Origin of the sequence: Nocardiopsis sp. SBT366, assembly GCF_001083815.1 — a bacterium.
In the GTDB taxonomy this organism is placed as follows: domain Bacteria; phylum Actinomycetota; class Actinomycetes; order Streptosporangiales; family Streptosporangiaceae; genus Nocardiopsis; species Nocardiopsis prasina.
The window spans coordinates 28,636-54,308 of the sequence record NZ_LAVM01000030.1 but is presented as its reverse complement, the minus strand read 5'-3'; the positions used below and the strand labels follow the sequence as shown (position 1 = coordinate 54,308).

The 25,673-nt window shown below is 71.1% G+C and carries 19 protein-coding genes; 16 read left to right on the top strand and 3 right to left on the bottom strand.

All coding sequences use genetic code 11. The features are described from left to right. The first annotated feature begins 7 nt into the window (after positions 1-7). The 10 genes from frc to ADX84_RS11490 all read left to right on the top strand — a co-directional run bounded on the left by frc (position 8) and on the right by ADX84_RS11490 (position 12,638). Positions 8-1,237: a formyl-CoA transferase gene (frc, locus tag ADX84_RS11535; RefSeq protein WP_049571974.1), complete on the top strand. Its 1,230-nt coding sequence runs from the start codon at positions 8-10 to the stop codon at positions 1,235-1,237. Positions 1,238-1,241: 4 nt separating this feature from the next. Beyond that, positions 1,242-3,395 (top strand): acetate--CoA ligase family protein, encoded by a 2,154-nt coding sequence (locus ADX84_RS11530; protein ID WP_049571970.1) that lies wholly within the window; start codon positions 1,242-1,244, stop codon positions 3,393-3,395. 276 nt (positions 3,396-3,671) lie between these two features. After that, entirely contained in the window at positions 3,672-5,297 is a 1,626-nt protein-coding gene (locus tag ADX84_RS11525; RefSeq protein ID WP_049571966.1) for an Nramp family divalent metal transporter, read from the top strand. Next, entirely contained in the window at positions 5,297-5,869 is a 573-nt protein-coding gene (locus ADX84_RS11520) for a hypothetical protein (protein ID WP_049571962.1), read from the top strand. Before ADX84_RS11525 ends, ADX84_RS11520 begins: the two co-directional genes overlap by 1 nt. Positions 5,870-6,236: 367 nt before the next feature. Beyond that, positions 6,237-6,644 carry a DUF485 domain-containing protein gene (locus ADX84_RS11515; protein ID WP_049571957.1) on the top strand — a complete coding sequence of 136 codons (408 nt, stop codon included), beginning with the start codon at positions 6,237-6,239 and terminating at the stop codon, positions 6,642-6,644. Positions 6,645-6,658: 14 nt separating this feature from the next. Continuing rightward, the gene (locus tag ADX84_RS11510; protein ID WP_049572023.1) at positions 6,659-8,341 is read left to right on the top strand and encodes a cation acetate symporter; all 1,683 of its coding nucleotides are present in this window, start codon (positions 6,659-6,661) and stop codon (positions 8,339-8,341) included. Between the two features lie 419 nt (positions 8,342-8,760). Then, positions 8,761-9,777 (top strand): sensor histidine kinase, encoded by a 1,017-nt coding sequence (locus tag ADX84_RS11505; protein ID WP_049571953.1) that lies wholly within the window; start codon positions 8,761-8,763, stop codon positions 9,775-9,777. Then, a complete protein-coding gene (locus ADX84_RS11500) occupies positions 9,774-10,562 on the top strand; it encodes a LytTR family DNA-binding domain-containing protein (protein WP_049571951.1) in 789 nt (262 codons plus the stop codon). The genes ADX84_RS11505 and ADX84_RS11500 overlap by 4 nt, the downstream gene beginning before the upstream one ends. Positions 10,563-10,581: 19 nt before the next feature. Further along, positions 10,582-10,986 (top strand): hypothetical protein, encoded by a 405-nt coding sequence (locus tag ADX84_RS11495; RefSeq protein WP_049571948.1) that lies wholly within the window; start codon positions 10,582-10,584, stop codon positions 10,984-10,986. After that, a complete protein-coding gene (locus tag ADX84_RS11490; protein WP_049571945.1) occupies positions 10,983-12,638 on the top strand; it encodes a cation acetate symporter in 1,656 nt (551 codons plus the stop codon). The genes ADX84_RS11495 and ADX84_RS11490 overlap by 4 nt, the downstream gene beginning before the upstream one ends. A 1,748-nt stretch (positions 12,639-14,386) precedes the next feature. On the opposite strand, the gene ADX84_RS11485 is transcribed toward ADX84_RS11490, so the two are convergent. Genes ADX84_RS11485 through purN form a run of 3 tightly spaced genes read right to left on the bottom strand, consistent with a single transcriptional unit; the run spans position 14,387 to position 17,436 of the window. Next, entirely contained in the window at positions 14,387-15,244 is an 858-nt protein-coding gene (locus ADX84_RS11485) for a bifunctional methylenetetrahydrofolate dehydrogenase/methenyltetrahydrofolate cyclohydrolase (protein ID WP_049571942.1), read from the bottom strand. A 21-nt stretch (positions 15,245-15,265) separates the two neighbouring features. Further along, on the bottom strand, positions 15,266-16,828 hold the full coding sequence (gene purH / locus ADX84_RS11480; RefSeq protein WP_049571939.1) for a bifunctional phosphoribosylaminoimidazolecarboxamide formyltransferase/IMP cyclohydrolase: 1,563 nt from the start codon (positions 16,826-16,828) through the stop codon (positions 15,266-15,268). Further along, positions 16,825-17,436 carry a phosphoribosylglycinamide formyltransferase gene (gene purN / locus ADX84_RS11475; RefSeq protein WP_049571934.1) on the bottom strand — a complete coding sequence of 204 codons (612 nt, stop codon included), beginning with the start codon at positions 17,434-17,436 and terminating at the stop codon, positions 16,825-16,827. Before purN ends, purH begins: the two co-directional genes overlap by 4 nt. A gap of 328 nt (positions 17,437-17,764) precedes the next feature. On the opposite strand from purN, the gene ADX84_RS11470 reads away from it, so the two are divergent. From ADX84_RS11470 to ADX84_RS11445, 6 genes are all read left to right on the top strand, one after another. Further along, positions 17,765-18,157, top strand: a complete 393-nt coding sequence (locus tag ADX84_RS11470) for a hypothetical protein (RefSeq protein WP_049571931.1) — start codon at positions 17,765-17,767, stop codon at positions 18,155-18,157. 237 nt (positions 18,158-18,394) lie between these two features. Then, positions 18,395-20,455, top strand: a complete 2,061-nt coding sequence (locus ADX84_RS27030) for a YveK family protein (protein ID WP_049571927.1) — start codon at positions 18,395-18,397, stop codon at positions 20,453-20,455. Continuing rightward, positions 20,452-21,864 (top strand): ligase, encoded by a 1,413-nt coding sequence (locus ADX84_RS11460; protein WP_234003928.1) that lies wholly within the window; start codon positions 20,452-20,454, stop codon positions 21,862-21,864. Before ADX84_RS27030 ends, ADX84_RS11460 begins: the two co-directional genes overlap by 4 nt. Next, on the top strand, positions 21,861-23,084 hold the full coding sequence (locus ADX84_RS11455; RefSeq protein ID WP_049571924.1) for a phosphotransferase: 1,224 nt from the start codon (positions 21,861-21,863) through the stop codon (positions 23,082-23,084). The genes ADX84_RS11460 and ADX84_RS11455 overlap by 4 nt, the downstream gene beginning before the upstream one ends. Positions 23,085-23,206: 122 nt before the next feature. Further along, on the top strand, positions 23,207-24,082 hold the full coding sequence (locus tag ADX84_RS11450) for a sulfotransferase (RefSeq protein WP_049571921.1): 876 nt from the start codon (positions 23,207-23,209) through the stop codon (positions 24,080-24,082). Continuing rightward, complete coding sequence (locus ADX84_RS11445; protein ID WP_049571918.1) at positions 24,052-25,638, top strand: lipopolysaccharide biosynthesis protein; 1,587 nt, start codon at positions 24,052-24,054, stop codon at positions 25,636-25,638. The genes ADX84_RS11450 and ADX84_RS11445 overlap by 31 nt, the downstream gene beginning before the upstream one ends. Positions 25,639-25,673: the final 35 nt, after the last annotated feature.

Below are 25,673 nucleotides of genomic sequence, written 5' to 3'. Positions count from 1 at the left end.
GAGAGTCATGGGCAAGGCACTCGACGGGGTCCGCGTCCTGGACATGACCCACGTCCAGTCGGGACCGTCCGCGACGCAGATCCTCGCGTGGATGGGCGCCGACGTCGTCAAGCTGGAGGCGCCCTCGGGCGACATCACCCGGCGTCAGCTCCGGGACAGGCCCGGCGTGGACAGCCTGTACTTCACGATGCTCAACTCCAACAAGCGCAGCATCACCCTCAACACCAAGAGCCCCGAGGGCAAGCGGATCTTCCTGGACCTGGTGCGCCGCAGCGACGTGCTGGTGGAGAACTTCGCACCCGGAGCCCTGGACCGGATGGGGTTCACCTGGGAGGTGCTCGCGGAGGCCAACCCAAGACTGGTCTACGCCTCGATCAAGGGCTTCGGCCCGGGCGCGTACGCGGACTTCAAGGCCTACGAGGTGATCGCCCAGGCGATGGGCGGTTCCATGAGCACGACCGGGTTCGAGGACGGCCCGCCGCTGGCCACGGGCGCGCAGATCGGTGACTCGGGCACGGGAATGCATACAGTGGCCGGTATCCTCGCCGCGCTCTACCAGCGGGTGCACACCGGCCGGGGCCAGCGCGTGCAGGTCGCCATGCAGGACGCGGTGCTCAACCTGTGCCGGGTCAAGCTGCGCGACCAGCAAAGGCTCGCGCACGGCCCGCTCTCGGAGTACCCCAACGACGACTTCACCGACGAGGTCCCGCGCTCCGGCAACGCCTCCGGCGGCGGACAGCCCGGCTGGGCCGTGCGCACCGCGCCGGGCGGCCCCAACGACTACGTGTACGTGATCATCCAACCCGCGGGCTGGGCGCCCATCGCCCGGCTGATCGGCCGCCCCGAACTGGCCGAGGACCCCGAGTGGGCCACCCCCGAGGCCCGCCTCGACAAGCTCGACAAGGCCTTCGCCCTGATCGAGGAGTGGTCCCGGGAGCTGCCCAAGTGGGACGTGCTCTCCGCGCTCAACGCGCACAACATCCCCTGCGGGCCGATCATGTCCACCCGGGAGATCATCGAGGACCCCACCCTGCGGGAGAACGGCGTGGTCACCGAGGTCGACCACCCCGAACGCGGCAGTTACCACACCGTGGCCTCACCCATCCGCCTCTCCGACTCCTCGGTGGACGTCAGCCGGTCCCCCCTGCTCGGTGAGCACAACCCCGACATCTACCGCGACGAGCTGGGCCTGACCTCCGAGGAACTGGCGGAGCTCTCATCGAACGGAGTGATCTGAGCGCATGGCCGTCTACACACCCGAGCGTTCCGACCGCGACCCCTCCCCGGTCCGCGAGGTCCTAGACCGGGCCCGGGCCGAGGGCCGGACCGCGCTCACCGCCCCCGAGGGCCGCCTCCTCGCCGAGGCCTACGGCATCCCCGTCCCCGGTGAGGCACTGGCCCACAGCGCCGAGGAGGCCGCCGCCCTGGCCACCGAGATCGGTCTGCCCGTGGCAGCCAAGATCGTCTCCCCCGACATCCTGCACAAGACCGACGCGGGTGGCGTGGAGATCGGACTGAACACCACCGAGGAGGTGGCCGCCGCCTACGAGCGCGTCACCGCCAACGCCCGCGCACACGACCCCGACGCCCGCGTCGACGGCGTGCAGATCCAGCAGATGGTCCAGGGCGGTCTGGAGGTCCTGGTCGGCGCCACCACCGATCCCACGTTCGGCAAGGTCGTGGTGTTCGGGCTGGGCGGCGTCCTGGTGGAGGTCCTCAAGGACGTCTCCTTCCGCCTGGCCCCGGTCACGCGGGAGGAGGCGCTGGCCCAGGTCGCCGACATCCGGGCGGCCGAGGTCCTGGACGGGGTCCGGGGCGCCGAGGCGGTGGACCGGGGCGCCCTGGCCGACCTGCTCGTGCGGCTGTCTCAGCTGGTCACGGACTTCCCGGAGATCGCCGAGGCCGACCTCAACCCCGTGTTCGCCTCGGCGTCCGGTGCCATCGCCGCCGACCTGCGGTTCGTCCTGGACTTCGAGCCCGCCGAGGGGCCCCGCACCTTCGAGCGGGACGAGATCCTGGCGTCCATGGAGCGCATCTTCAAGCCGCGCTCCATCGCCGTGATCGGCGCCTCCAACGAGGCGGGCAAGATCGGCAACTCGGTGATCCGCAACATCGTGGACGGCGGGTTCCGGGGCGGGATCCACCCCGTCAACCCGAAGTCGGCCGAGGTCAACGGCCTCACCTCGTACAAGTCGATCACCGACGTGCCCGGCGAGGTGGACGTGGCGGTCTTCGCGATCCCGGCGAAGTTCGTGGCCGGGGCGCTGGAGGAGGCCGGACGCAAGGGGGTGGCGGGCGCCATCCTCATCCCGTCCGGGTTCGCCGAGACCGGCGAGCAGGAGCTCCAGGACGAGGTCCTCGCCGTCGCCCGCAGACACGGGGTCCGCATCCTCGGCCCCAACATCTACGGCTACTACTACACGCCGGAGAAGCTGTCCGCGACCTTCTGCACTCCCTACGACGTGGCCGGGGGCACCGCCCTGACCTCGCAGTCCGGGGGGATCGGCATGGCGATCCTGGGGTACAGCCGCAGCACGCGCACGGGCGTGTCCGCCATCGTGGGGGTGGGCAACAAGGCCGACATCGACGAGGACGACCTGCTCACCTTCTTCGGGCAGGACGAGAACACCAACGCCGTCGCCATGCACCTGGAGGACCTCAAGGACGGCAGGGCGTTCGTGGCCGCCGCCCGCGAGGTGGTCCCCAGGAAGCCCGTGGTGGTGCTCAAGGCCGGCCGGACCTCCGCCGGGGCCCGCGCCGCCGGGTCGCACACCGGCGCGCTCGCCGGGGACGACAAGGTCTACGACGACATCCTCCGCCAGGCGGGCGTGGTCCGGGCCCCCGGCCTGACCGAGCTCCTGGAGTACGGCCGCGCCCTGCCGGTCATGCCCGCGCCCAGCGGCGAGAACATCGTGATCATCACCGGCGCGGGCGGTTCCGGCGTGCTGCTGTCGGACGCGGTGGTGGACAACGGGATGTCGCTGTACGAGATCCCGCCGGACCTGGACGAGGCCTTCCGCGCCTTCATCCCGCCGTTCGGGGCGGCCGGCAACCCGGTGGACATCACCGGCGGCGAACCGCCCTCCACCTATGAGAAGACCATCCGCCTCGGGTTGGAGGACCCCCGCGTCCACGCCCTCGTCCTCGGCTACTGGCACACCATCGTCACCCCGCCGCTGGTCTTCGCCGACGTCGTGATCGACGTGGTGAGCAAGGCCCGCGCGGCCGGGATCGACAAGCCGGTGGTGGCCTCCCTCTCGGGTGACACCGAGGTCGAGGCGGCCAGCCAAAGGCTGTTCGAGCACGGGATCGTCGCCTACCCCTACACGACCGAGATGCCGGTGAAGGTTCTGGGCGCGAAGTATCGCTGGGCCCGGGCAGCCGGACTACTCTGACCGAGTGCCCGGCCGGTGCCACCGGCCCCGGCCGGGCCGTCACGACCCAGAACCGACAACAGCCACGCGCCACACACTGAGCACACGAGCCACACCAGCCCGGCAGTCCTGGAGCCGCCGCCGCAAGGCCGCCGGGCCCCTGGCCACCGCGAGGGACAGCCACGTCCAGCCACGGTGACCCCCAGCCACGTGTCCACCACAAGCAGGGAGGTGCAGCACCACCCGGGGGCGACATGCGAACCACGACTCGCATTCGCGCACATACGGAGTACCGCATTGGATTCCTCACGCCCCGACCCCAACTCCTCGGAACCCCCGGCGCCGTCCGGGACCCAACGACCCCACATCCCGGCCCAGCGCCAGCCCCACCCCTCAGAGTCCGGCCCCGCCGCCGAACCGGCCACCGCCTCCGACGGCGCGTCCTCCGACACTCCGGCCGACGCCGCCGCACCCCCGCAGGAGGAGCGGTTCTGGAAGGCGGGCAAGCTGGAACCGATGCCCATCCGGAGCCTGCCGAAGGCTCCCCCCTCCATCCACATCCTCGGCCCCACGGTCTTCCTCGTCGCCCTCGGCGTGGGCATGGGCGAGTCCTACATGTGGCCCCGCCTGGTCCTCGTCTTCGGCCCCGAGATCCGCTGGCTGTTCCTGATCGGCGTCTCCCTCCAGGCCGTGGTCATGCTGGAGATGTCGCGCTACGCGATGGCCACCGGGGAGAGCATCTTCTACGGCGCCGCACGCGTGTTCAAGCCGCTGATGTGGTTCTTCTTCCTCACCGCGATCCTCGTGTACATCTGGCCGGGGCACCTCTCGGCGGGCGCCTCCGCGTTCGAGCGGGTGACCGGAGTTCCCTGGCAGATCACGGCGGTGGCCGGGATGGTCCTCGTCGGCGTGGTCTTCACCCTCGCCAAGGTCATCTACGACCTGCTGGAGAACCTGCTCTCCATCTGCATCGGCCTGCTGGTGGTCGGCACGTCCGTGGTCGCGGCGATGGTCGGCAACCTGTCCGACCTCACCTCCACCATCAGCGGGATGTTCTCGTTCGGGTACTTCCCCGAGGAGGCCATGCCGGCGGCCTGGTTCCCGATCGTCGTCGGCGCCATCGCCTTCGCCGGGCCGTCCGGAATGCAGCAGATGTGGTACACCCTGCACCTGCGTGACAAGGGCGCGGGCATGGGCGCGCACATCCCCCAGATCCGGGGCCTGCGGCACGCGGGCGAGCAGGAGGCCCTACCCTCGCGCGGCTTCATGTTCGACACCTCGGACCCCAAGGAGATGGAGAAGTGGAGGGGGTGGCGCCGCTGGGTGACCTTCGACGCCATGGTGCTCTTCTGGGGCATCACCATGCTGGTGACGATCTCCTTCACCGTGCTGGCCCAGTCCGCGGCCCGGTTCGACCCGCAGGTGGCGCAACTGATCCGCGACGGTGACCGGGAGGCGTCACTGGACGCGATGGCCGGTGCCTTCTCGGCGGCCGGGAGCCCCGTGCTCGGCACGGTGTTCTTCCTCTTCATCGCGCTCATCGGCATCAACGCGACCCTGGGCCTGTTCGACTCCTTCTCGCGCGGTCAGGCCGACATGACGTACAACTTCGTACCAGGCGCCAAGCGGCTCGGGATGTCGAAGCTGTACGGGTTGTTCCTGTGGGGGCTGATCGCCTTCGGCACAGTCATCCTGCTGTTCGGCCCGGCGGACGGACCTGCGGCCATCCTGGACGTGCTGGCCTTCCTGTCGGCCTTCGCGATGGGCGCGTACTGCGTGGTGCTGCTTCTGGTCAACAACATCGCCCTGCCCAAGCCGATCCGCCCCGGGATCGTCTCCAACGCGATCATCGCCCTGGCCGCCGTGTTCTACCTCGGCGCGCTCTTCTACTCGCTGATCGCCTTCGGGGTGGTGGTCGACTGATGCCCGTCTCGTCCGCCCTCCGCGCCGGGGGCACTCCGCCCAACCACCTGGAGGTCGCGCTCCCGGGCGCGGCCATCGGCCTGGTCGCCAGTCTGTTCGCCACGGGTGTGGGGATGGCGGCGGGTCTGCCGCTGGCCATGACCGGCACCGCCGGGCTGGCGCTGGGCCTCCCCCTCGCCGTGCTCGGCGCCGTGTACAGCGTGCTGCTGGCACGCGGGGTCTTCCCCATCGGGGCTGTGGCCCCACTGGCCCTGTACTGGCTGATCGGGTTTCCCGCGGCCCAACTGTTCGACGCCCACATGGTCGCGTGGGTGATCGGTGACGGCCCCGCCCTGCGCGAACCGCTGATGTCGTTCCTCGCGTTGCAGGCCATGCTGAGCTTCGGCTTCACCATCGGCTTCCTGTGGCTGCACGAGCGGACCATGCCGCACTGGCTGATCCGGGTGCGTGGCCACAACCCGGTGGCGGAGGCGCTGTTCCAGCGCTACCTCGTGCACGCGGCCCACCTCAACCGCCGACGCGAGGGGCGCAGGGCGCGTCGGTCACCGGGCGGTCGCGGGCGCCGCGACTGACCCGCCCCCGTCCACGGAACGGGATCCGAGCTGACGGCCCCGGTGGGCCTCCACCCGCCGGGGCCGTCAGCTGTGCGGCAAGTGCCCTGCGGGACCCGTGTCGCCAGGCGGGGTGGCCTCCGGCCGTCCGTCGACCGTTCGGCGCACCAGCGGACCGTTCGTCGCACGGTGGGCGACCGCTCGACGCTCCTCGTCCGCGTTCGGCGCGCGCCCCGGCACGCCCCCCTGCTCAGGCCACGTGTCCCTCATTACAGTGCGAGGTAACGCACGTCACACGAGCTGGTCATTCGAGGCGGGCCCGCCCAACAGCGGGAACGCGACCAGACGCGGCACCTTCCCCGCCATCCCCCCGGAGGTTACGAACAGCATGGCAAGCCAACCATCGGCCAAGGACCCCACGCCCGGGCCGAACCCGGACGAGGCTCCCGCAGCGGAACCGATCCCGTCCGAGACCATCGTCGCGATGCACAGCGATCCCCGGTTCCTCCACCTCAGGCGCACCCTGTACGTCTTCGTCTTCCCGATGACCGTGCTGTTCCTGATCTGGTACGCCATCTACGTCGCGATGTCCGGCTTCGCGCGCGACATCATGGCGATCGAGGTCGCCGCCGGATTCAACGTCGCGCTGCTCTTGGGCCTGCTCCAGTTCGTCTCGACCTTCGGGATCGCGATCCTCTACTCCTGGTACGCCCGCAAGAAGTTCGACCCGCTCTCCTACGAACTGCGTGACGAGCTCCTGGGTCTCAACGACAAGAAGGCGGAGGAGGGCCAGTGATCCTCTCGACCGGAATCCTCCTCGCGCAGGAAGGCGCCGTCACCGGTGCCAGCCGGACCATCACCATGGTCCTGTTCCTGCTGACCATCGCGGGCACCCTCGCCATCACCGCGTGGGCCAACAAACGCACACACACGGCCACCGACTTCCACTCCGGCGGCCGCGGCTTCACCGCCACCCAGAACGGCTTCGCCATCGCGGGCGACTACATGTCGGCCGCGTCCTTCCTCGGCATCGCGGGCATGATCGCGCTGTCCGGCTACGACGGCTTCCTGTACTCCATCGGGTTCCTCGTCGCCTGGCTGATCGCGCTCCTGCTGGTCGCCGAGATGCTGCGCAACTCCGGCCGCTTCACCATGGGCGACGTGCTGTCCTACCGGATGCAGCAGCGCCCCGTCCGCACGGCGGCGGCCGTGTCCACCCTGACCGTGTCGATCTTCTACCTGATCGCGCAGATGGTCGGCGCGGGCGCGCTGATCGCCCTGCTGCTCGGCATCCAGGGCGACCAGACCTACCTCGGCATGTCCGGTGACGTCGCCAAGATCATGGGCATCGTGGTGGTCGGCCTGCTGATGGTCATCTACGTGACCTTCGGCGGCATGAAGGGCACCACCTGGGTCCAGATCGTCCAGGCTGCCTTCCTCATGATCAGCGTCGCCTTCCTGGTGGTTCTGACCCTGTCCATCTACGGGTTCAGCCTGCCCGAGCTGATGACGCAGGCGGCCAACTCCAGCCAGGTCGGTGACGAGACCTTCCTCCAGCCCGGCCTGCTGTACGGCCAGGAGGTCGACAGCGCCGTCCAGACCATGTGGAACAAGCTGGACCTGATCAGCCTCGGCATGGCCCTGGTGCTGGGCACCGCCGGCCTGCCGCACGTCCTGATCCGCTTCTACACGGTTCCGGACTCCACCACCGCCCGCAAGTCCGTCAACTGGGGCATCGGCCTCATCGGCGTCTTCTACCTGATGACCCTGGTGCTGGGCTTCGGCGCCGCCGCGCTGGTCGGCTACGAGACCATCCAGGACCAGAACCCGGCGGGCAACACCGCCGCGCCCATGCTCGCGGAGGCGGTCGGGGCCAACATCGGCGGTCCGATCTTCGCGTCGATCATGCTGGCGGTCATCGCCTCGGTGGCCTTCGCGACCATCCTCACCACCGTCGCCGGTCTGACCATCGCCTCGTCCTCGTCCCTGGCCCACGACTTCTACAACTCCGTGATCCGCAAGGGCAAGGCGACCGGAGCCGAGGAGGTGAAGGTCGCCCGGGTCGTCACCTGGTTCGTCGGCCTCGTCGCCATCGTCCTCGCGGTGTTCGCGCAGAACCTCAACGTGGCCTTCCTGGTCTCGCTGGCGTTCGCCATCGCGGCCTCCGCGAACCTGCCGACCCTCCTGCTCAGCCTGTTCTGGAAGCGCTTCAACACCGCCGGTGCCCTCGCGGGTATCTACGGTGGTCTGATCAGCGCGGTCGGCCTGGTGTTCTTCTCGCCGGTGGTCTCCGGTTCGGAGACCGCGCTCATCCCGGGCGCCGACTTCGCGTGGTTCCCGATGCCCAACCCGGCGCTGGTCTCGGTGCCGCTGGGTCTGCTCTGCGCCGTGGTCGGAACCCTGCTGTCCAAGGAGCGCGACTACGAGAAGTTCGCGATGCTCCAGGTCCGCGCCCTGACCGGCGCGGGTGCGGAGAAGGCCAGCAGCCACTAGGTCGTGCTCTTTTGGATCATTCCGCGCTCGCGTCCACCAGGCTGCCTCCCACTGCGCCGATGAAGCTCGGACAGCCAACCCCGGGCTAACCATCGCTCATCGTCTTGCGAGAGATTGCCTGGACGGCCGCTCGCATCGATGGCGGCTCCGCCGCCACCGGCGAAAGCATCCAAAAGAACACTCCCTAGCCGAACGGTCCCCCGCTGACGGGCCCGTCGCCTCCCGGGGCGACGGGCCCGTCCCGTGCACCGTCCGCACCGACGGTGCACGCTCTGACACGAAGAGGAAAGGCGACGTCAGTACGTGAGCGCCGACACATTTTGCGGGGATAAGATCGGTCCGTGTCCTATCGGTGGCTGTCGTGGCTTTCCCCCTCCCGGCGCCCCACGTCCTCGGAACGCCGGGCGAGCGTCGAGTTGATGCGCCAGGTCCACGCCCTGGGGGTCGACCTCCGGGACGGCCTGCACGGGCGCGGCGCGCACTCCGCGGCCCGCCGCCTGCGCCAGGTCCTGGCGGTGGACGGGGTGCTGCTAGCCGACCTCGACGGAACGGTCGCCTCCCACGGGAGGTGCCCGGACCCCGCCGAGGTCGAAGCCCTGCTGTCCCAGGTCTTCGAGTACGGAGGCGGCGCCCGCACCCGTCTGCCCGACGGCTCCTCGGTGTGCGCCGTGCCCCTCACCGTCGCCGACGAGCTCTCCGGCGCCCTGGTGGCCTCGGGCCAGCCCGTGGAGGCGGACATGGAAGCGGCGGCCGCGCTGGTCTCGGACTGCCTGGACCACGCCGCCCTGCGCCGGGCCCGCGCCCGGATCGCCGCCGCCGACCTGCGGACCCTACGCGCGCAGATCTCCCCGCACTTCGTCCACAACGCGCTCGCCGTGATCGCCGCGCTGGTGCGCACCGACCCGGACCGGGCCCGCCACCTGCTCTCGGACTTCGCCGACTACCTCCGGTACGGGTTCTCGGAGAAGGGCGACTACGCCACGGTCTCCGACGAGCTGGAGGCCACCCAGACCTACCTCGAGCTCCAGCGGGCCCGGTTCCACGACCGCCTCGACATCACCGTGCGGATGGCTCCCGAGGTGCTCCCCGTGGCCATCCCCTTCCTGGTCGTACAGCCGATCGTGGAGAACGCGATCCGGCACGGGCTGGAACGCAAGGAGGGCACCGGGCACATCAGCGTGTCCGGGTTCGGCGAGGGGCCGCTGTGCGTCATCGAGATCGAGGATGACGGTGTGGGCATGTACCCGGAGCTGGCGCGGGCGCTGTTGGCGGGCACAGGCCCCGAGTCCCGGGGCGTCGGTCTCGCCAACGTCGACCAGAGGCTGCGTGCGGTCTACGGGCCCGAGTACGGTCTGGTGATCGAGACCGCGCTGGGAGAAGGGACGAAGGTGACCGTGCGCGTACCGAGATTCGCACCCGGGGTGGTGGTCCGGTGAAGCCCGAACTCCGTGTGCTGGTGGTGGAGGACGAGTCCTCCACCCGGCAGGAGATGGCCTCCCTTCTGGCCGACATGCCCGAGGTCGCGGAGGTCCTGGTCGCGTCCAACGGCGCCACCGCCGTCCGCCTGCTCGGTACGACCAGCATCGACGCGGCCTTCCTTGACATCCTCATGCCCGGGCTGGACGGCATGGACGTGGCGCGCGTGCTGAGCGTGATGTCGGAGCCGCCCTCCATCGTGTTCGTGACGGCCTCCGAGGCGCACGCCGTGGAGGCCTTCGGGATCGGGGCCGTGGACTACCTGCTCAAGCCGATCCGGCCGGAGCGGCTGGCCGAGGCGGTGGGGCGGATCGCGCAGCTGCGCGGATCCGGCGGCGCCCCACCCCCTGCGGAGGACCTGCACGTGGTGCAGATCGACTCCGGGCGCCGGACCGTCTTCGTCAAGCGCGACGACGTGCAGTTCGTGGAGGCGCAGGGCGACTACGTGCGGCTGCACACGGCCGACGGCACGCACCTGATCCGCCTGTCGCTGTCGTACCTGGAGGAGGTGTGGGCCTCGGCCGGGTTCATCCGGGTGCACCGGGGGTTCCTGATCGCCATCCCCTGGGTGCGGGACCTGCGGGTGACCTCCTCGTCCGGTCTGGTGGCCGGGACCCCCGCCGGTGACGTGCCGGTGAGCCGACGCCACAGCCGCCACCTCCGGAGCCAGCTCATGGAGGCGGCCAAGCGCGACCAGCTGGGCCGTTCGGCCCGCCCGCCCGGAGCGGTCAAGGAGCAGCAGTGAACGCCGGACGGGGGCGCGGATGAGCCCTCGCCGCGAGAAGCTCACCAGCCCGCAGACCCGCATCGCGCTGGCCCGGGGCAACCGACCCGCGCACCACCTCATCCCGGTGCCCGCCCCGGTGGACACCGAGGCGGCGCGGCGGCTCTTCCGGGCCCAGCGGCGCACGGCGGTGCGCACGGTCCTGCTGCTGGCGGGGGTGCTCTTCGGGCTGAGCGGGGCCTTCGCCGTCTTCCCCGGACTGGGGCGGACGCGCCTGGCCGAGGTCCCGGTCTCCTGGCTGCTGCTGACGGTGGCGGTCTACCCGCTGCTGTTCGGTCTGGCCCTGTGGCACGTGCGCGCGGCCGAACGCCTGGAGGACCGGGCCGAGGCCCGAGCGTCGGAACGCGCCGAGGCGGACGGCGCCGACCCCGACGGAACACCATGACCACGGCCGTGCTGGCGATCGGCCTGGTCCTGGTCACCAGCTTGGTGATCGGCCTGTACGGGGTGCGGGCGGCCCGCTCCACCTCGGACTTCCTGGTGGCGTCGCGGCGCGTTTCACCGAACTGGAACGCCCTCGCCATCGCCGGTGAGTACCTGTCGGCCGCCTCGGTGCTGGGCCTCGCCGGGCTCCTGCTCAAGAACGGGCTGGGCACCATGTGGTACGCGGTGGGGTTCACCGCGGGCTACGTCGCCGTGGTGGCGCTGGTGGCCGGGCCGATGCGGCGGTCCGGAGCCTTCACCGTTCCGGACTTCGCCGAGTACCGGCTGGGCGCGCCCCGGCTGCGCAAGCTCTGCGGGTGCGTGGTGCTGGTGATCATGCTGCTGTACCTGGTGCCGCAGTTCAAGGGCGCCGGGGTGGTGCTGAGCCTGGTCAGCGGGACCCCCTACTGGGTGGGCGTGCTGCTGGCGGGCCTGGTGGTGAGCGGGTCGATCGCGGCGGGCGGTATGCGCTCGGCCACCTACGTGCAGGCCTTCCACTACGTCGTCAAGTTGGCCTTCCTCGCCGTCCCCGCGATCTTCCTCGTGGTGCACGCGGGCGCCGACACCCGTGCGGACGCGCTGCACCCGGAGTGGGGCACGCACTTCCCCCGGACCACGCCCGTGGAGTTCGCCGTGGCCACGGACTTCAGCCTGGACCACGCGGTCACCGTGACCACCACTGACGGCGAGGAACTGGAGCTGGCCGCCGGAGAGCACTCGGTGGCCGAGGGCACGGAGTACGTGTTCCCCGAGGGCGCCACCATCCCGCACCCCGCGGGCCTGCCGGAGTTGGGCAGTGAGCGGTGGAGCACCCCGCTGCTGGATGTGGGCGGGTACCCGCTGTTCGAGACCTGGTCGACCCTGCTCGCCATCACGCTCGGCTGTATGGGCCTGCCGCACGTGATCATGCGCTTCCACACGAGTCCGACCGCGCGGATCGCCCGCAGGGTGGCGGTCGGCGTCATCGCCCTGCTGGGGCTGTTTTACCTGTTCCCCACGGTCTACGGCCTGCTGGGCCGGGTGCTCACGCCACAGCTGGTGATGCTCCAGGGCACCGACACCGTGGCGGTGGTGCTGCCCGCCGAGGCGGTCCCCGGTTCGGTGGGCACGATCCTGACGGCCCTGGTAGCGGCGGGGGCCTTCGGCGCGTTCCTGTCCACGTCCTCGGGCCTGTTGCTGGCCCTGGCCGGTGGGCTGTCCCACGATCTGTTCCAGGGGAGCGTGCCCCGGCTGCGGCTGGCGGTGGCGGTCGGCGCGTGCGTCGCGGTGCTCCTGGCGCTGCCCGCGCAGATGATCGACATCAACGTGCTGGTCGTGTGGGCGTTCACGGTGGCGGCGTCCACCTTCTGCCCCCTGCTGGTGCTGGGCATCTGGTGGCGGCGGCTCACCCTGCCCGGGGCGGCCGCCGGGCTGATCGTCGGCGGGGTCACCGCGACCGGCGCTGTCGGCTGGTCGATCCTGTTCAGCACACCCGAGGGCTGGGTGAGCGTGCTGCTGGCGCAACCGGCGGCCTGGACCATCCCGTTGGCCTTCCTCACGATGACGGTGGTCTCGCGGTTCACCCGCCCGCCGGAGTGGGCCGAGCACGCGGTGCTGCGCCTGCACTCGCCGTAACCATCGTCATCAGTGAAGGGTCAGCGCATGGGGTTGTTGTGGGTGGGTGGGTTCTACGGGGTGGGGTTGCTGTAGCGGGAACCCTCCACAGCTGGGGTTGCTGTGCGCTGTGGGTTCTACGGGCTGAGGTTGCTGTAGCGGGGACCTTCTACGGCTGTGGTTGCTGTCGCGGGGACCTTCTACGGCTGTGGTTGCTGTGTGCTGTGGGTTCTACGGGCTGAGGTTGCTGTAGCGGGAGGTTCTACGGCCAACCCGTTTTTCCCATTAGCTGAAGGCGGTCGGGTGCTGCTTACTGCGTACCCCTTGGGGTCGAACTTTCCAATCAGGGCGGGGTGGGTGGATGGTGCTGTGCCCGCACCGCACTTGGCGGATGAGCAGAACGGTGCACGTCTGGTAGGTCAGGGCCAAGTACGGCGACGGGCCACCCCCCAGGACTACTGGTGTGTTCTAGAGATGCGTGTCCCCACCTCTGGCGAAAACCCCCGCCGTCTGAGCGCCGACCACCGCTCTACGGCCAACCCGCACCACTGAGCCAAGCGCACGAGTGCACGTTTGTACCCCGCTGTGTCTGAGGGGATTTGCGCCGTGCGGGTTCAACCACCGGATGGCGAAGCTTCCAACCCCGCGCAGGCCGGGGTAGCGCGTACCAGCACGTTTGCACCCCGCTGTGTCTGAGGGGATTTGCGCCGTGCGGGTTCAACCACCGGATGGCGAAGCTTCCAACCCCGCGCAGGCCGGGGTAGCGCGCACCAGCACGTTTGTACCCCCTATGGTCAAGGGGGTTTGTGCGGTGCGGCCTACTACAGAGCGCGATGGGGGTTCAAGCAAACCCCCTGGCGCTGAGGGGTCTGCGCACCGCGCACGTTCAACCACCCAGGGCAGAGGTTCAAACCCCCTGGAGATTGAGGGACCTGCGCACCGCGCACGTTCAACCACCCAGGGCGGAGGCCCGCACGGAATCAACCCCCTCAGGCCCCAGGGGGTGTGCGCGTGCAGGTGTGCAGCCGCCTCAGCCCCAGGGGTGTGCTTGAAGCTCGGAGTCCGCTGGTTGAACCCGCACGGCGCCAACCCCCTCAGACACAGCGGGGTACAGAGGTGCAGGTACGCGCTGCGCTGGGTGGTGCGGGTTGGCCGTAGAGCGGTGGTCGGCCCTCAGACGGCGGGGGTTTTCGCCAGAGGTGGGGACACGCATCTCTAGAACACACCAGTAGTCCTGGGGGGTGGCCCGTCGCCGTACTTGGCCCTGAACTACCAGACGGCCACTGGTCTGCTCATCCGCCAAGTGCGGTGCGGGCACAGCACCATCCACCCACCCCGCCCTGATTGGAAAGTTCGACCCCAAGGGGTACGCAGTAAGCAGCACCCGACCGCCTTTAGCTAATGGGAAAAACGGGTTGGCCGTAGAAAGCCCGCGCGACAGCAACCCCAGCCCGTAGAGGGTTCCCGCTACAGCAACCACAGACCGTAGAACCCACAGCACACAGCAACCAAAGCCCGTAGAAGGTCCCCGCTACAGCAACCCCTGCCCGTAGAACCCACAGCACACAGCAACCACAGCCAGTAGGACCCAACCAACCACACCAACCACAGGCTCAACGGCCCCCAGCCCCCAGCCGGTTCTTCCGATGCGGGAGCACTGAAGGGGGCGGCCCCTCCCGGGACCGCCCCCTTCAATGCACGAACCGGAGCCTGGAGTCCAGCGACCTCAAGTCCTGAGCCTAAACTCCAGCAACCCCAAGTCCAGCGACCTAAACTCCGGCGGCCTGGCGTTCGGCGGCCTCGACCACGTTGACCAGGAGCATGGCGCGGGTCATCGGACCCACACCACCGGGGTTGGGCGACACGTGCCCAGCGACCTCGGGGACGTCGAGGGCGACGTCGCCGACCAGACCGTCCTCGGTGCGCGAGACACCCACGTCCAGCACGGCCGCGCCGGGCTTGACCATGTCCTTGGTGATGATCCCGGGCACGCCCGCACCAGCGACGACGATGTCCGCCCGGCGCGTGTGCTCGGCCAGGTCACGGGTACCGGTGTGGCACAGGGTGACGGTGGCGTTCTCCGAGCGGCGGGTGAGAAGCAGCCCCAGAGGACGACCCACGGTCACCCCCCGTCCCACCACGACGACCTCGGCGCCCTTGATCGGCACCTCGTAGCGGTTGAGCAGCTCCACGATGCCGCGCGGGGTGCACGGCAGCGGCGCCTTCTCCATGAGGACCAGCTTGCCCAGGTTGACCGGCTGGAGGCCGTCCGCGTCCTTGGCCGGGTCGATCAGGCCGAGCACCCGGTTCTCGTCCAGGCCCCGGGGCAGGGGCAGCTGCACGATGTAACCCGTGCAGGCCGGGTCCTCGTTGAGCTCGTGGACGGCCTGCTCCACCTGCTCCTGGGTGGCGTCGGCGGGCAGGTCGCGGCGAATACTCGCGATACCCACCTGTGCGCAGTCCCGGTGCTTGCCGCGCACGTAGGAGTGGCTGCCCGGGTCGTCACCGACCAGGACGGTGCCCAGACCGGGGACGACACCCTTGGCGTGCAGCTTGGCCACCCGCTCCGCCAGTTCCTCCCTGATGGCCTTGGCCGTGGCCTTGCCGTCCAGGACGATCGCGCTCATGCGTAGCTCCTCGCTGACTGGTTAGTGGAAGAAGTGGCGGGTGCCGGTGAGGTACATGGTGACCCCGGCCGCCTCGGCGGCGGCGACCACCTCGGCGTCACGGACCGAGCCGCCGGGCTGGACCACCGCGCGCACGCCGGCCTTGGTGAGGATCTCCAGTCCGTCGGCGAACGGGAAGAAGGCGTCGCTGGCGGCGACCGAGCCGCGAACGCGCTCCCCGGCGCGGGAGACCGCGAGCCCCGCGGAGTCGACCCGGTTCACCTGGCCCATGCCGACGCCGACCGTGGCGCCGTCGGAGGCGAGCAGGATCGCGTTCGACTTGACCGCGCGGACGGCCTTCCAGGCGAAGGCGAGGTCGGCGAGGAGCGCCTCGTCGGCGGGTTCCCCGGTGGCCAGCGTCCAGGTGGCCGGGTCGTCGCCCTCGGCGTCGATGACGTCGGTGTCCTGGACCAGCAGGCCGCCACTGATCTGGCGGGTCTCCACACGGGGGCCCCGGGCGGGGTCGGAGACCACCAGCAGGCGGATGTTCTTCTTGCGGGAGAGCGACTCGACGGCCTCGGCGGTGAAGCCGGGGGCGACGACCACCTCGGTGAAGATCTCGAAGATCTGCGCGGCCAGTTCGGCGCCGACCTCGCGGTTGGTGGCGATCACGCCGCCGAAGGCCGAGACCGGGTCGCTGGCGTGCGCCTTGCGGTGCGCCTCGGCGTTGTCGGCGCCCACGGCGATGCCGCACGGGTTGGCGTGCTTGATGACGGCCACGCACGGCTCGTCGAAGTCGTAGGCGGCGCGCAGGGCGGCGTCGGCGTCGACGTAGTTGTTGTACGACATGGCCTTGCCGTGCAGCTGCTCGGCCCCGGCCAGGCCGCTGGCCGTGCCGTCGGTGTACAGCGCCGCCTTCTGGTGGGGGTTCTCGCCGTAGCGCAGGGCCGCCTGGCGGGTGTGCGCCGAGGCGCGGAAGGCGGGCCAGCCGGTGCTCTCGGTCTCGGCATCGGGGGCGTAGGTGCCCGCGAACCAGTCGGCGACGGCGGCGTCGTAGGCGGCGGTGTGCTGGAAGGCCAGCCCGGCCAGGTGCTTGCGCTGGTCCAGGGTGAACCCGCCCTCGCGGACCGCTTCGAGAGTGGCGCCGTAGCTGGCGGGGTCGACCACGATCGCCACGCTGCCGTGGTTCTTTGCCGAGGCCCGCACCATGGCGGGGCCACCGATGTCGATCTTCTCGATGCAGTCGGCCTCGGAGGCGCCGGAGGCGACGGTGTCGGAGAAGGGGTAGAGGTTGACCACGACCAGGTCGAAGGGGGCGATGCCCAGTTCCCTGATCTTCGCGACGTGGTCGGGGTTGTTCTGGTCAGCGAGGAGACCGGCGTGCACTGAGGGGTGCAGCGTCTTGACCCGGCCCTCCATGATCTCCGGGAAGCCCGTGACGTCCTCGACGGGGGTGACGGGGACACCTGCCTCGGTGAGGCGGGCGGCGGTGGAGCCGGTGGAGACGATCTCCACCCCGGCCGCGGCCAGGCCGACGCCCAGCTCCTCCAGGCCGGTCTTGTCGTACACGCTGATCAACGCTCGCCTGATGGCCTGCTGGGTCACCGGGACTCCTTCGTGTCGGTGCGGCCGAACCGCACGTGCCTGCCGTCAATGGTCCAGCCCTCGCGGGCGAGGCGGCCGACCGTGTCGACCAGCATGCGCCGTTCCACGACCTTGATCCGCTCGTGGAGGCTGGACTCGTCGTCGCCGTTTTCGACGGGCACCGCGACCTGGTCGATGATCGGACCGGAGTCGACGCCCTCGTCGAGGAAGTGGATGGTGGTGCCGGTGACGCGGACACCGTGGGCGAGCGCGTCACGCACGGCGTGCGCGCCGGGGAAGGAGGGCAGCAGCGCCGGGTGGATGTTGACGGCCTGGTGGCGGCCGATCACGGCGGGCCCGAGGATGCGCATGAACCCGGCGGAGACCACGAGGTCGGGTTCGTGCTCGGCGATCCTGTCGGACATCGCCGCGTCCCAGGCGGACCTGTCGGAGAAGGAGCGGAAGGGGACGACGAACGCGGGAATCCCGGCCGCCTCGGCGACCTCCACGCCCCGCGTTCCCTCACGGTCCGTTCCCACTGCGACGATCTCGGCCCCGTACTCGGGGTCCTTCGCGGCTTCCATCAGGGCGGCCATGTTGCTGCCCGTCCCCGATATGAGAACCACCACTCGCGCGGACAAAGCGTGCGTCTCCCTCATGTGTAGAAGAACGGTGCGGGGACCGGGTCCCCACTCCCGGGGGCGCCGGGGGACGGCGCAGCATCCGGGATGCGCGTACGCCTGGTACTGAAGCCAGGCCTGGGCCTGATCGGCCCGTCCGCGTTCACACCCTATCGGGCCGGGTAGCGTCTACCTCACGCGGACCGGGCCGCCTCCGCCTCCGCTGGAGGCCTCGGAGGGGTGTGCGGTCCCGTGCCACCAACGCCACGAGATCCGCTCGGGCCCCGAGCGGACCACGGCGCCCCACGGTGCGGGGCGTCCCCGAAGGAGTGAACCTGTGACCGACAACAGCCCGGAGCCCCGTGCCGACGGCCAGCCGCCCAGGGTCGAGCGAGGAGGCCTGTGGGGGCTGTTCCTTGGTCTGGCGGGCCTGTTGTTCCCGCCCTACGGCGCGGTGCTGTCCGTGTTCGGTGTGGTGCAGGGGTTCCGGGCCCGGCGCGCGGCGCGGTCGAACGGGACCCAGGCCCCGGGCGCGCTGATGAGCGTGGGTCTGGGCGTGGTCGGGATCGTCGTCTCCGCCGCCATGGTCTCGGTCCTGTTCGTGTACCAGGAGCAGGCCTCGGAGTACCGCGACTGCTCAGCGAGATCCCACACGGTGTCCACTCAGAAGGCCTGCGACGAGGCCTGGGAGTCGGGGACCGGCCTGCCTCCGGTGATCGTCGGCGGCTAGGGCCGACGGGGTTGCGCTCCGTGAGGGGGCGGTGGGGTCACTCCCCACCGCCCCCTCCTTCGTTTCGGACGCGTTCGTCCGCTTAGGGGATGGATCGGCCCACGTCACCGCCGGTTTGAGGACATCCTTCCCTGGGAAAAGAGCGGTTTCCCAAACCACCAGACACAGCCAAAGGGATTACACTTAGTATGCAATCGTTCACTAAAAGTGGTGCCATGTCTGTGTGGAGAGGACCCGATGGACAGCGACGTCCCAGGCCCGTCCGGACCGGAACTGAAGGAGTACACCGCGCTGCTGAGGCGCCGCTGGCACCTTGTGGGAGCCGGAGTGCTCGGCGGGCTGGTCCTGGCCACCGCCGGGCTGTTCGCGGTTCCGTCGACCTACACCTCCGTGGCGGCCGTGCAGGTCCACCCGACGGGGATGGCCGAGTTCACCGGGGAGAGGTCCGGCCGCCTGACCGGCGACGTCAACCTCGACAGTGAGGCGCAGGTGGCCGTCTCCGACCAGGTCACCCGAGGCATGGCCGAGGAGCTGCCGGGCGCACCCTCCCCCGCGGACCTGCGGGAGCGGATCGACGTCACCGTCCCCTCCAACAGCAACATCCTCGAACTCCACTACTCGGCCCGGTCCCCCGAGGCGGCCCGGGACGGCGCCGACGCCCTCGCCGCCGCCTACCTGGAGCACCGGGGCGAGCAGGCCCGCACGCTGATCAACGGGAGGCTGGACGCCCTGCGCGAGGAGCAGGAGGGCCTGTACGAGCGGCTCTCCGAGCTGGCTTCGGAGAGTTCCGAATCCGCGCAGGTCAGCGCGGAGGCCCAGGCGGACGCCCTGCGCCAGGAGATCAGCGACCTGGGCAACGGCATCAGCCCGCTGAGCGCCCTGCTGGAGACGGTCTCGCCCGGCCAGGTGATCTCCCCCGCCGAACTGCCGGAGTCCCCCTCCTCCCCCGTGCCGCTGCTGTGGCTGGTGGCCGGGGCCGCCCTCGGTCTGATCGCCGGGCTGCTGGCCGCTGTGGTCCGGGACCGCCTCGACCCACGCGTGCACGACACCGAGGACACCGCCCGCGTCGGCGCCGTGCCCGTCCTGCTGGACCTGTCCGCCACCAGGGCCGACCGCTCCGCACCCTCCCCCGGACTGCTCACGGACGCCGATCCCGTGGGCCAGCGCGCCAACGAGTTCGCGCACCTGGTCCGTGCCCGTCTGACCGACGCCGTCCCCGTGGCCGCCGCGACCGGTGATGACACCGACGACCGGCCCGCGCCCGGACACGTGCTCGTGGTCGCCGGGACCACTCCGGGGCGCGCGGGCACCGCCGCCGCCGTGAACCTGGCCGCCGCCCTGGCCCGGACCGGCTCCGAGACCCTGCTGGTCTGCGCGGACCCGCGCGGAGGCACCGCGGAGGGACTCCTCGACCTGCCCGAGGGCCCCGGCCTGGCCGAGGTCCTGGTGGACGGGGAGGACCCCGCCGATCTGGAGGCTCGCCCCACCGCCGTGCCGCGCCTGAGGGTGCTCCGCCACGGCCGCCCGGGAGCCGCCGCCCCGGTCCAGGGCGGTGCCGCCGAACTGGTGGAGCTGCTGCGACCCCGCGCCGCCTTCGTGGTGGTCGTCACCGCGGCCGTGGTCGAGAGCGCCGACGCCCACGCCCTGGCCGCCTCCGCCGACCTCCTGCTGCCCGTGGTCGAGCTGGGCCGCACCCGCCGCGCCGAACTCACCGGCCTGGTCGCCGCCGGGGCGAGGTTCGGGGTGACCGTTCCGGGCGCCGTGACCGTACCGCGCCAGCCGAACCCGGCCGCCGCGTCCCGGTCCCGCAAGTCCGACGAGGCACCCAAGCGGGCCAACGAGGCTCCCACCGACACTGGGACCGCTGACATCGCGGAGGCCACCGAGGCGGCTGAGGTCACTGAGACCGCCCGGGTCGCTGGGTCCACCGAGCCCGTCACGGCCGCAGAGACCTCGGACACCGCTGAAACCGCCGGGGCGACCGACCCCAGCACGTCTGCCGGTACCACCGGGGTCGCAGGGGCCACTGAGGCCAGCGAGTCCGCCGAGGTCACGGAGTCCACCGAAGCTGCCGAGGCCACCGAGGTCGCGCAGTCCACCGGGGCTACCAAGGCCACTGCGGCCACTGATTCCTCCGAGCCCAGCGAGTCCGCCGAGGGCTCGGAGTCCTCCGAGGCTGACGACGCCTCCGAGGTTCCGGCGGGGTCCAACGGAACCAAGCCCGCCAAGGGCAAGTCCACGTCCGCGAAGAAGAAGTCGAACAAGCACAGGCCCGCACCCGCGGGGTCGCGGCCTTGACGGGCCGGGGCGCCGCCGTGGGCGGCCGACACGTGCCCGGTACGGCCTGGGAGGTCGCACCGCGACGCGGGGGCGCCCCGGTCACCGGGTCCCCGCTGGTGTGGTTGCTCGCCGGGTACCCGTTGTGGTGGGCGCTGGGGATGGGCCAGTTCGCCTACTGGCTGTTCGCCGTGCCCATGCTGGCCGAGCTGGTGCGCCGCCACCGGACGGTGGGGCTGCGGGTCCCGTCCGGGTTCTGGCTGTGGGGGCTGTTCCTGCTGTGGACGCTCCTGGGCCTGGCCCTGGTCCCGTTGGAGATGCCGGGGACGGTGCCGGAGAGCGGTGGCTACCCCGGCGCCCTGCTGCGGGTGATCAACTACCTGGTGCTCACGGTGCTGCTGCTCTACGTGGGCAACCTGACCGAGCGCGAACTACCGGTCCGCGTGGTGGTGTGGGCGCTGGCGGTGCTGTGCGTGGTGACCGTCGTCGGCGGTTACCTCGGGATGCTCGCGCCCCGGTTCGAGTTCACCGCGCCGCTGGAGTACCTGGTCCCGGGTTCGCTGGCTCAGGACCCCTACATGCAGACACTGATCCATCCGGCGTCCGCGCAGATCATGGACGTGTTCGGCGGGATCGAGTCGGCCCGGCCCAAGGCTCCCTGGGAGTACACCAACGTGTGGGGCTACATGCTGTCCCTGCTGCTGGTGTGGGTCGTGGTGGGCTGGTTCGTCCAGGGTTCGGGGTGGGCCCGGCTGGGCGCCCTGGCCGTGGTCGCCGTGTCCGTGGTCCCCGTCGTGCACTCCCTGAACCGCGCCCTGTGGGCCGGGCTGGCGCTGTCGTTGGCGTTCGGCGCGGTGCAGGCGGTGCGCCGGGGCCGTGTGGTGCTGGTCGGTGCCGGTGCGGTGGCCGTGGTCGCGGTGCTGATCGCCCTGGCCCTGTCCCCGCTCGCGGACGTGGTGCGGGCCCGGGCGGACAACCCGCACAGCGACGGCGGCCGGGCGGCGACCAACGCCGCCTCGGTCGAGGCCGCCAATCTGTCCCCTGTCAACGGGTGGGGCACCACCCGGGAGTCCCTGGGCAGCTCCGACTCCATCGCTATCGGCCCCACGGCCGAGTGCCCGGGCTGCGGCCAGCACGTGATCGGCAACGCCGGTCAGCTGTGGATCACCCTGATCTCCAGCGGCTGGGTGGGCACCGCACTGCTCTTCGGATTCTTCGCCTGGGTGGCCTGGCGCCACCGGGCCGCGTCGACTCCGGTCGGTCAGGGTGCCCTCCTGACCGTCCTGCTTCTGTTCTGGTACATGTTCTTCTACGTCGCGCTCATGTCCCCGCTCGCCGTCACCATGATCGCCGTCGCCCTGCTCTGGCGCGGCGAGGAACCGGTGGTCCGACGTGGCGGGGCGGCGCGCACCGGCGGGGGTGCCTGGTGAACAGCGAGACCACCTATCTGACCGACCTCGCGGCGGTGCTGTGGCCCTGCGGGGGCCTGCTCGGCACCGGGGACGGGGCGGTGCGCCGCATGGCGTACCGCAACCGGGGCAACCAGTACCTCCCGGTGCCCAACGCGCACAATCCCCGGGTGATCCTGCCCGCGCACAACCGTTCGGCGGCCACGAGGGGGATCACCTCCTTCGCGCAGGGGCACTCCCTGGGTGAGCGGCTGCGGACCCTGCTGCTGACCGGCGCCTTCGCCACGGGGGTGGCGCCGCTGCTCCTGCGCGACCGGCTGTTCGTGGGTGCGGGACCGGGGATCGAGCACGCGCTCACCACGGCCCTGGACCGCGAACTGGCCATCGCGATCCACGTGGGCCCGCCACGCGCCAACCGCAAACCGGTCCTGCTCCTGCTCACCCCGGGCGGACGCACCATCGGTTACGCCAAGGTGGCGGTCAACGACCTCACCACGCGCCTGGTGCGCGCGGAGACCGAGGCGCTGCGCCACCTCGGGCAGGCCCGGCTCCGGGACGTCACCGTGCCCCGTCTGCTCTACGACGGCGAGTGGAACGGGCACCCGCTGATGGTGCAGGAGGCGTTGCCGGTCGGCCACCAGACGGACCGGCCCACCCGGTACCAGCTGCTGCGCTGCGTCACGCAGATCGTGGGGATGGAGAAGGTGCGCGAGCGCCAACTCTCCGAGAGCCCGTACCTGAGGACCCTGGACGATCGCATCGCCCGGCTCGGTACCCGGCCCGAGGCCGCGCCCCTGCGCGCCGCTCTGCACCGGCTCCCCGACGTGTCCCTGCCCTTCGGGGCCTGGCACGGCGATCTGACCAGGTGGAACATCGCCAGTACCGCGCGTCGGGCCTTCGTGTGGGACTGGGAGCGGCTCACCATGGACGCGCCCGCCGGTTTCGACGCCCTGCACTTCGACCTCAACGAGTGCGTGCAGGCCGGGGTGCACCCGGGGGTCCACCGGTGGCTGGACAGCGGCACCCGACTGCTCCGCGACCCGCTGATGGCGACGTGCGGCCTGCGGGAGCACGCGGTGTCCACCGTGATGGCGCTCTACCTGATCGACCTCGCCACGCGTTACCTGCACGACCGTCAGGCGGAGTCCGGCAGCGGCATGGCCGCCGTCGACGACTGGCTGCTGCCCGCGCTGGACGGGCTCCAGGAGAGAGCGGCCCACGAGGCCGCCCACCCCGTCTGACGGCCGCACCGGTCCGCCCCGACCCAAGCCACGAAGAAGCAGGCCGCGCCGCCCCGCGGCTGACCGACATCAGCCCGGCCCCTGTCCACGAACGGGGGCCACCCACACCCAAGGAGCTCGCGATGACCCGGGCCACCTCGCCCCTGAACCGCCTGGCCGAACCGGCACGGCGGGCCCTGCTCCCACTCGCGGACGGACTGGGCGGCGTCACCAGCGCCGCCCGGGCCGTGCCCGACTTCCTCATCTGCGGGGCCCAGCGCTCGGGCACCACCTCGCTCTTCAAGGCCCTGTCCCAGCATCCGGCCGCGACCGGGCCGGTCCTGCGCAAGGGCGTGCACTACTTCGACACCGGCCACCACCACGGCCCGGACTGGTACCGCTCGCACTTCCCGCTGCGCGCCTCCCTACGGCCGTGGTGGGGGCGACCCCGGGTCCGGGTGTTCGAGTCCAGCCCCTACTACCTCTTCCACCCGCTGTCCGCCGAGCGGATCGCCAAGGAGCTGCCGGACGCGCGGATCGTGGTGATCCTGCGCGACCCCGTCGAGCGGGCCTACTCGGCGCACGCCCACGAGACCGCGCGGGGGTTCGAGACCGAGTCGTTCGCGCGCGCCCTCGAACTGGAGGAGGAGCGTCTGGGCGGAGCCGAGGAACGGCTGGTGGAGGACCCCGGCCACCACTCGCACTCGCACCAGCACCACGGATACGTGGCCCGGGGCCGCTACGCGGACCAGCTGGAGCGGATGGAGCGTGCCGTGGGGCGCGAGCGCATGCACGTGGTGGACTACGCCGACCTGTTCGACGGCGGCCCCTTCGCCCTGGGCGGGATTCTGGAGTTCCTGGGCCTGCCCCCGGCGCCCGGGATCTCCCTGGGCAGGCACAACGCCCGCAAGCGCGCGGTGATGCCCGAGTCCCTGCGCACCGACCTCACCTCGCGCTTCGCGGACAGTGACGCCCGGTTGACCGCCTGGTGGGGGCGCACCCCCTCGTGGTGCGAGTGACCCCCACCGGGACGCGTCCCGGGAACGGCCTGCGCAGGGTGCTGCGCGGCGGCGTGGTGAACATGGCCGGCGCGGTGGTGAGCGCCGCGCTCAACCTGGCGCTGATCGTGGCGATCACCCGGGCGTTCTCGCAGGAGACGGCCGGTCTGCTGTTCTCGGCGACCTCCGTGTTCCTGATCATGGCGGCGGTGGCCAACGCGGGCGCCCCGGACGGGCTCGTGTACTTCATCGCCCGGATGCGGGTGTTCGGCCGTCCCGAGGCCGTGCCCGTGCTGCTGCGGCTGGCACTGGGACCGGCGGTGTTGGCCTCCTGCGTGGTCGCGGCCGCGCTGGTGGTCCTCGCCGGGCCGCTGGCCGAGGCGCTGGGGTCGGAGGAGGCCACGGCGTACCTGTGGATGCTGGCGCTCTTCCTGCCGTTCGCCGTGCTCACGGACTCCGCGCTGGCTGCCACCCGCGCCCACCACGACATGTCGGCGACGGTCCTGGTGGACAAGGTGGGCCGCCCGCTGGCCCAGCTGGGTCTGGTGGGGATGATCGCGCTGTCCGGTTCGGCCGGGCTGCTCGCCCTGGCGTGGGCCGGTCCCTACCTCCCGGCGGCGGTGCTGGCCTGGTTCTGGTTGGGGCGGATCGTGCGCCGGGCCGCGCCCGACGAGCTCCCGCCACCCGAAGCGGAGGCCCGGGACGGCCGGGAGGCGGGTGAAGAGTGTGACGCCCGGGACGACCAGGGCGCCCGGGACGACCGGGACGAGCGAGTCACCCCAGCGGTGTTCTGGGCGTTCGCGCTGCCCCGCGCCCTGGGCGGGGTCGCCCAGATGGGGGTGCAGCGCGGCGGGGTGGTGATGGTGGCGCTGCTGAACGGCCTCAGCGGCGCGGCGGTCTTCACGGCCGCCACACGGATCATGGTCGTCGGCCAGTTCGGCACCCAGGCCGTGTTGAACGCGGCCCAGCCGCGCTTCGCCGAGCTCCTGGCCTCGCGCGACCACAACGCGGTACGCGCGCTGTACCAGGCGGGGACGGCCTGGCTGGTGTGCCTGAACTGGCCGCTGTACCTGTCCGCCCTGGTGTTCGCACCCGAGGTCATGCGGCTGTTCGGGGACGAGTACGCGGCCGGGGTGGCGGCGCTGGTCATCGTGTGCGTGGGCCAGATGACCGCCCAGGTGCTGGGGATGGGCGACCTCGTCCTGACGATGACCGGGCGCACCGGCCTGAACCTGCTCAACAACGTGATGTCGCTGCTGGCCAACGTGGTCGTGTGCGTGCTCCTGGTCCCCGCGTACGGGGCCGCGGGCGCGGGGGTCGCCCTGGTGGCCTCCGCCATGGTCCGCAAGCTCCTGCCGCTGTGGCAGCTGCGCTCCCTGGTGGTGCTGCACCCGTTCAGCCGACCGGTGCTGGCCGCCACGTGCAGCGCGCTGGTGTGGTTCGGCGCCCTGCCGACGACGATGGACGCGGTGACCGGCGGCGGGGTGCCGGTCCTGGTCGCGGCCGTGCTGGTGGGGGCGCTCGGCCACCTCGGCACGGTCTGGTGGCTGCGCGAGCACCTCGAACCGCGGAGGTGAGCCCGGTCCACCCGTCCACCGTGCAGACGACTCCC

Coding starts and splice junctions, on each gene's coding strand:
- ADX84_RS11530 (WP_049571970.1), top strand. CDS start 1,242: ATGGCCGTCTACACACCCGAGCGTTCCGACCGCGACCCCTCCCCGGTC.
- frc (WP_049571974.1), top strand. CDS start 8: ATGGGCAAGGCACTCGACGGGGTCCGCGTCCTGGACATGACCCACGTC.
- ADX84_RS11490 (WP_049571945.1), top strand. CDS start 10,983: ATGACCACGGCCGTGCTGGCGATCGGCCTGGTCCTGGTCACCAGCTTG.
- ADX84_RS11505 (WP_049571953.1), top strand. CDS start 8,761: ATGCGCCAGGTCCACGCCCTGGGGGTCGACCTCCGGGACGGCCTGCAC.
- ADX84_RS11495 (WP_049571948.1), top strand. CDS start 10,582: ATGAGCCCTCGCCGCGAGAAGCTCACCAGCCCGCAGACCCGCATCGCG.
- ADX84_RS11515 (WP_049571957.1), top strand. CDS start 6,237: ATGGCAAGCCAACCATCGGCCAAGGACCCCACGCCCGGGCCGAACCCG.
- ADX84_RS11485 (WP_049571942.1), bottom strand. CDS start 15,244: ATGAGCGCGATCGTCCTGGACGGCAAGGCCACGGCCAAGGCCATCAGG.
- ADX84_RS27030 (WP_049571927.1), top strand. CDS start 18,395: ATGGACAGCGACGTCCCAGGCCCGTCCGGACCGGAACTGAAGGAGTAC.
- ADX84_RS11520 (WP_049571962.1), top strand. CDS start 5,297: ATGCCCGTCTCGTCCGCCCTCCGCGCCGGGGGCACTCCGCCCAACCAC.
- ADX84_RS11450 (WP_049571921.1), top strand. CDS start 23,207: ATGACCCGGGCCACCTCGCCCCTGAACCGCCTGGCCGAACCGGCACGG.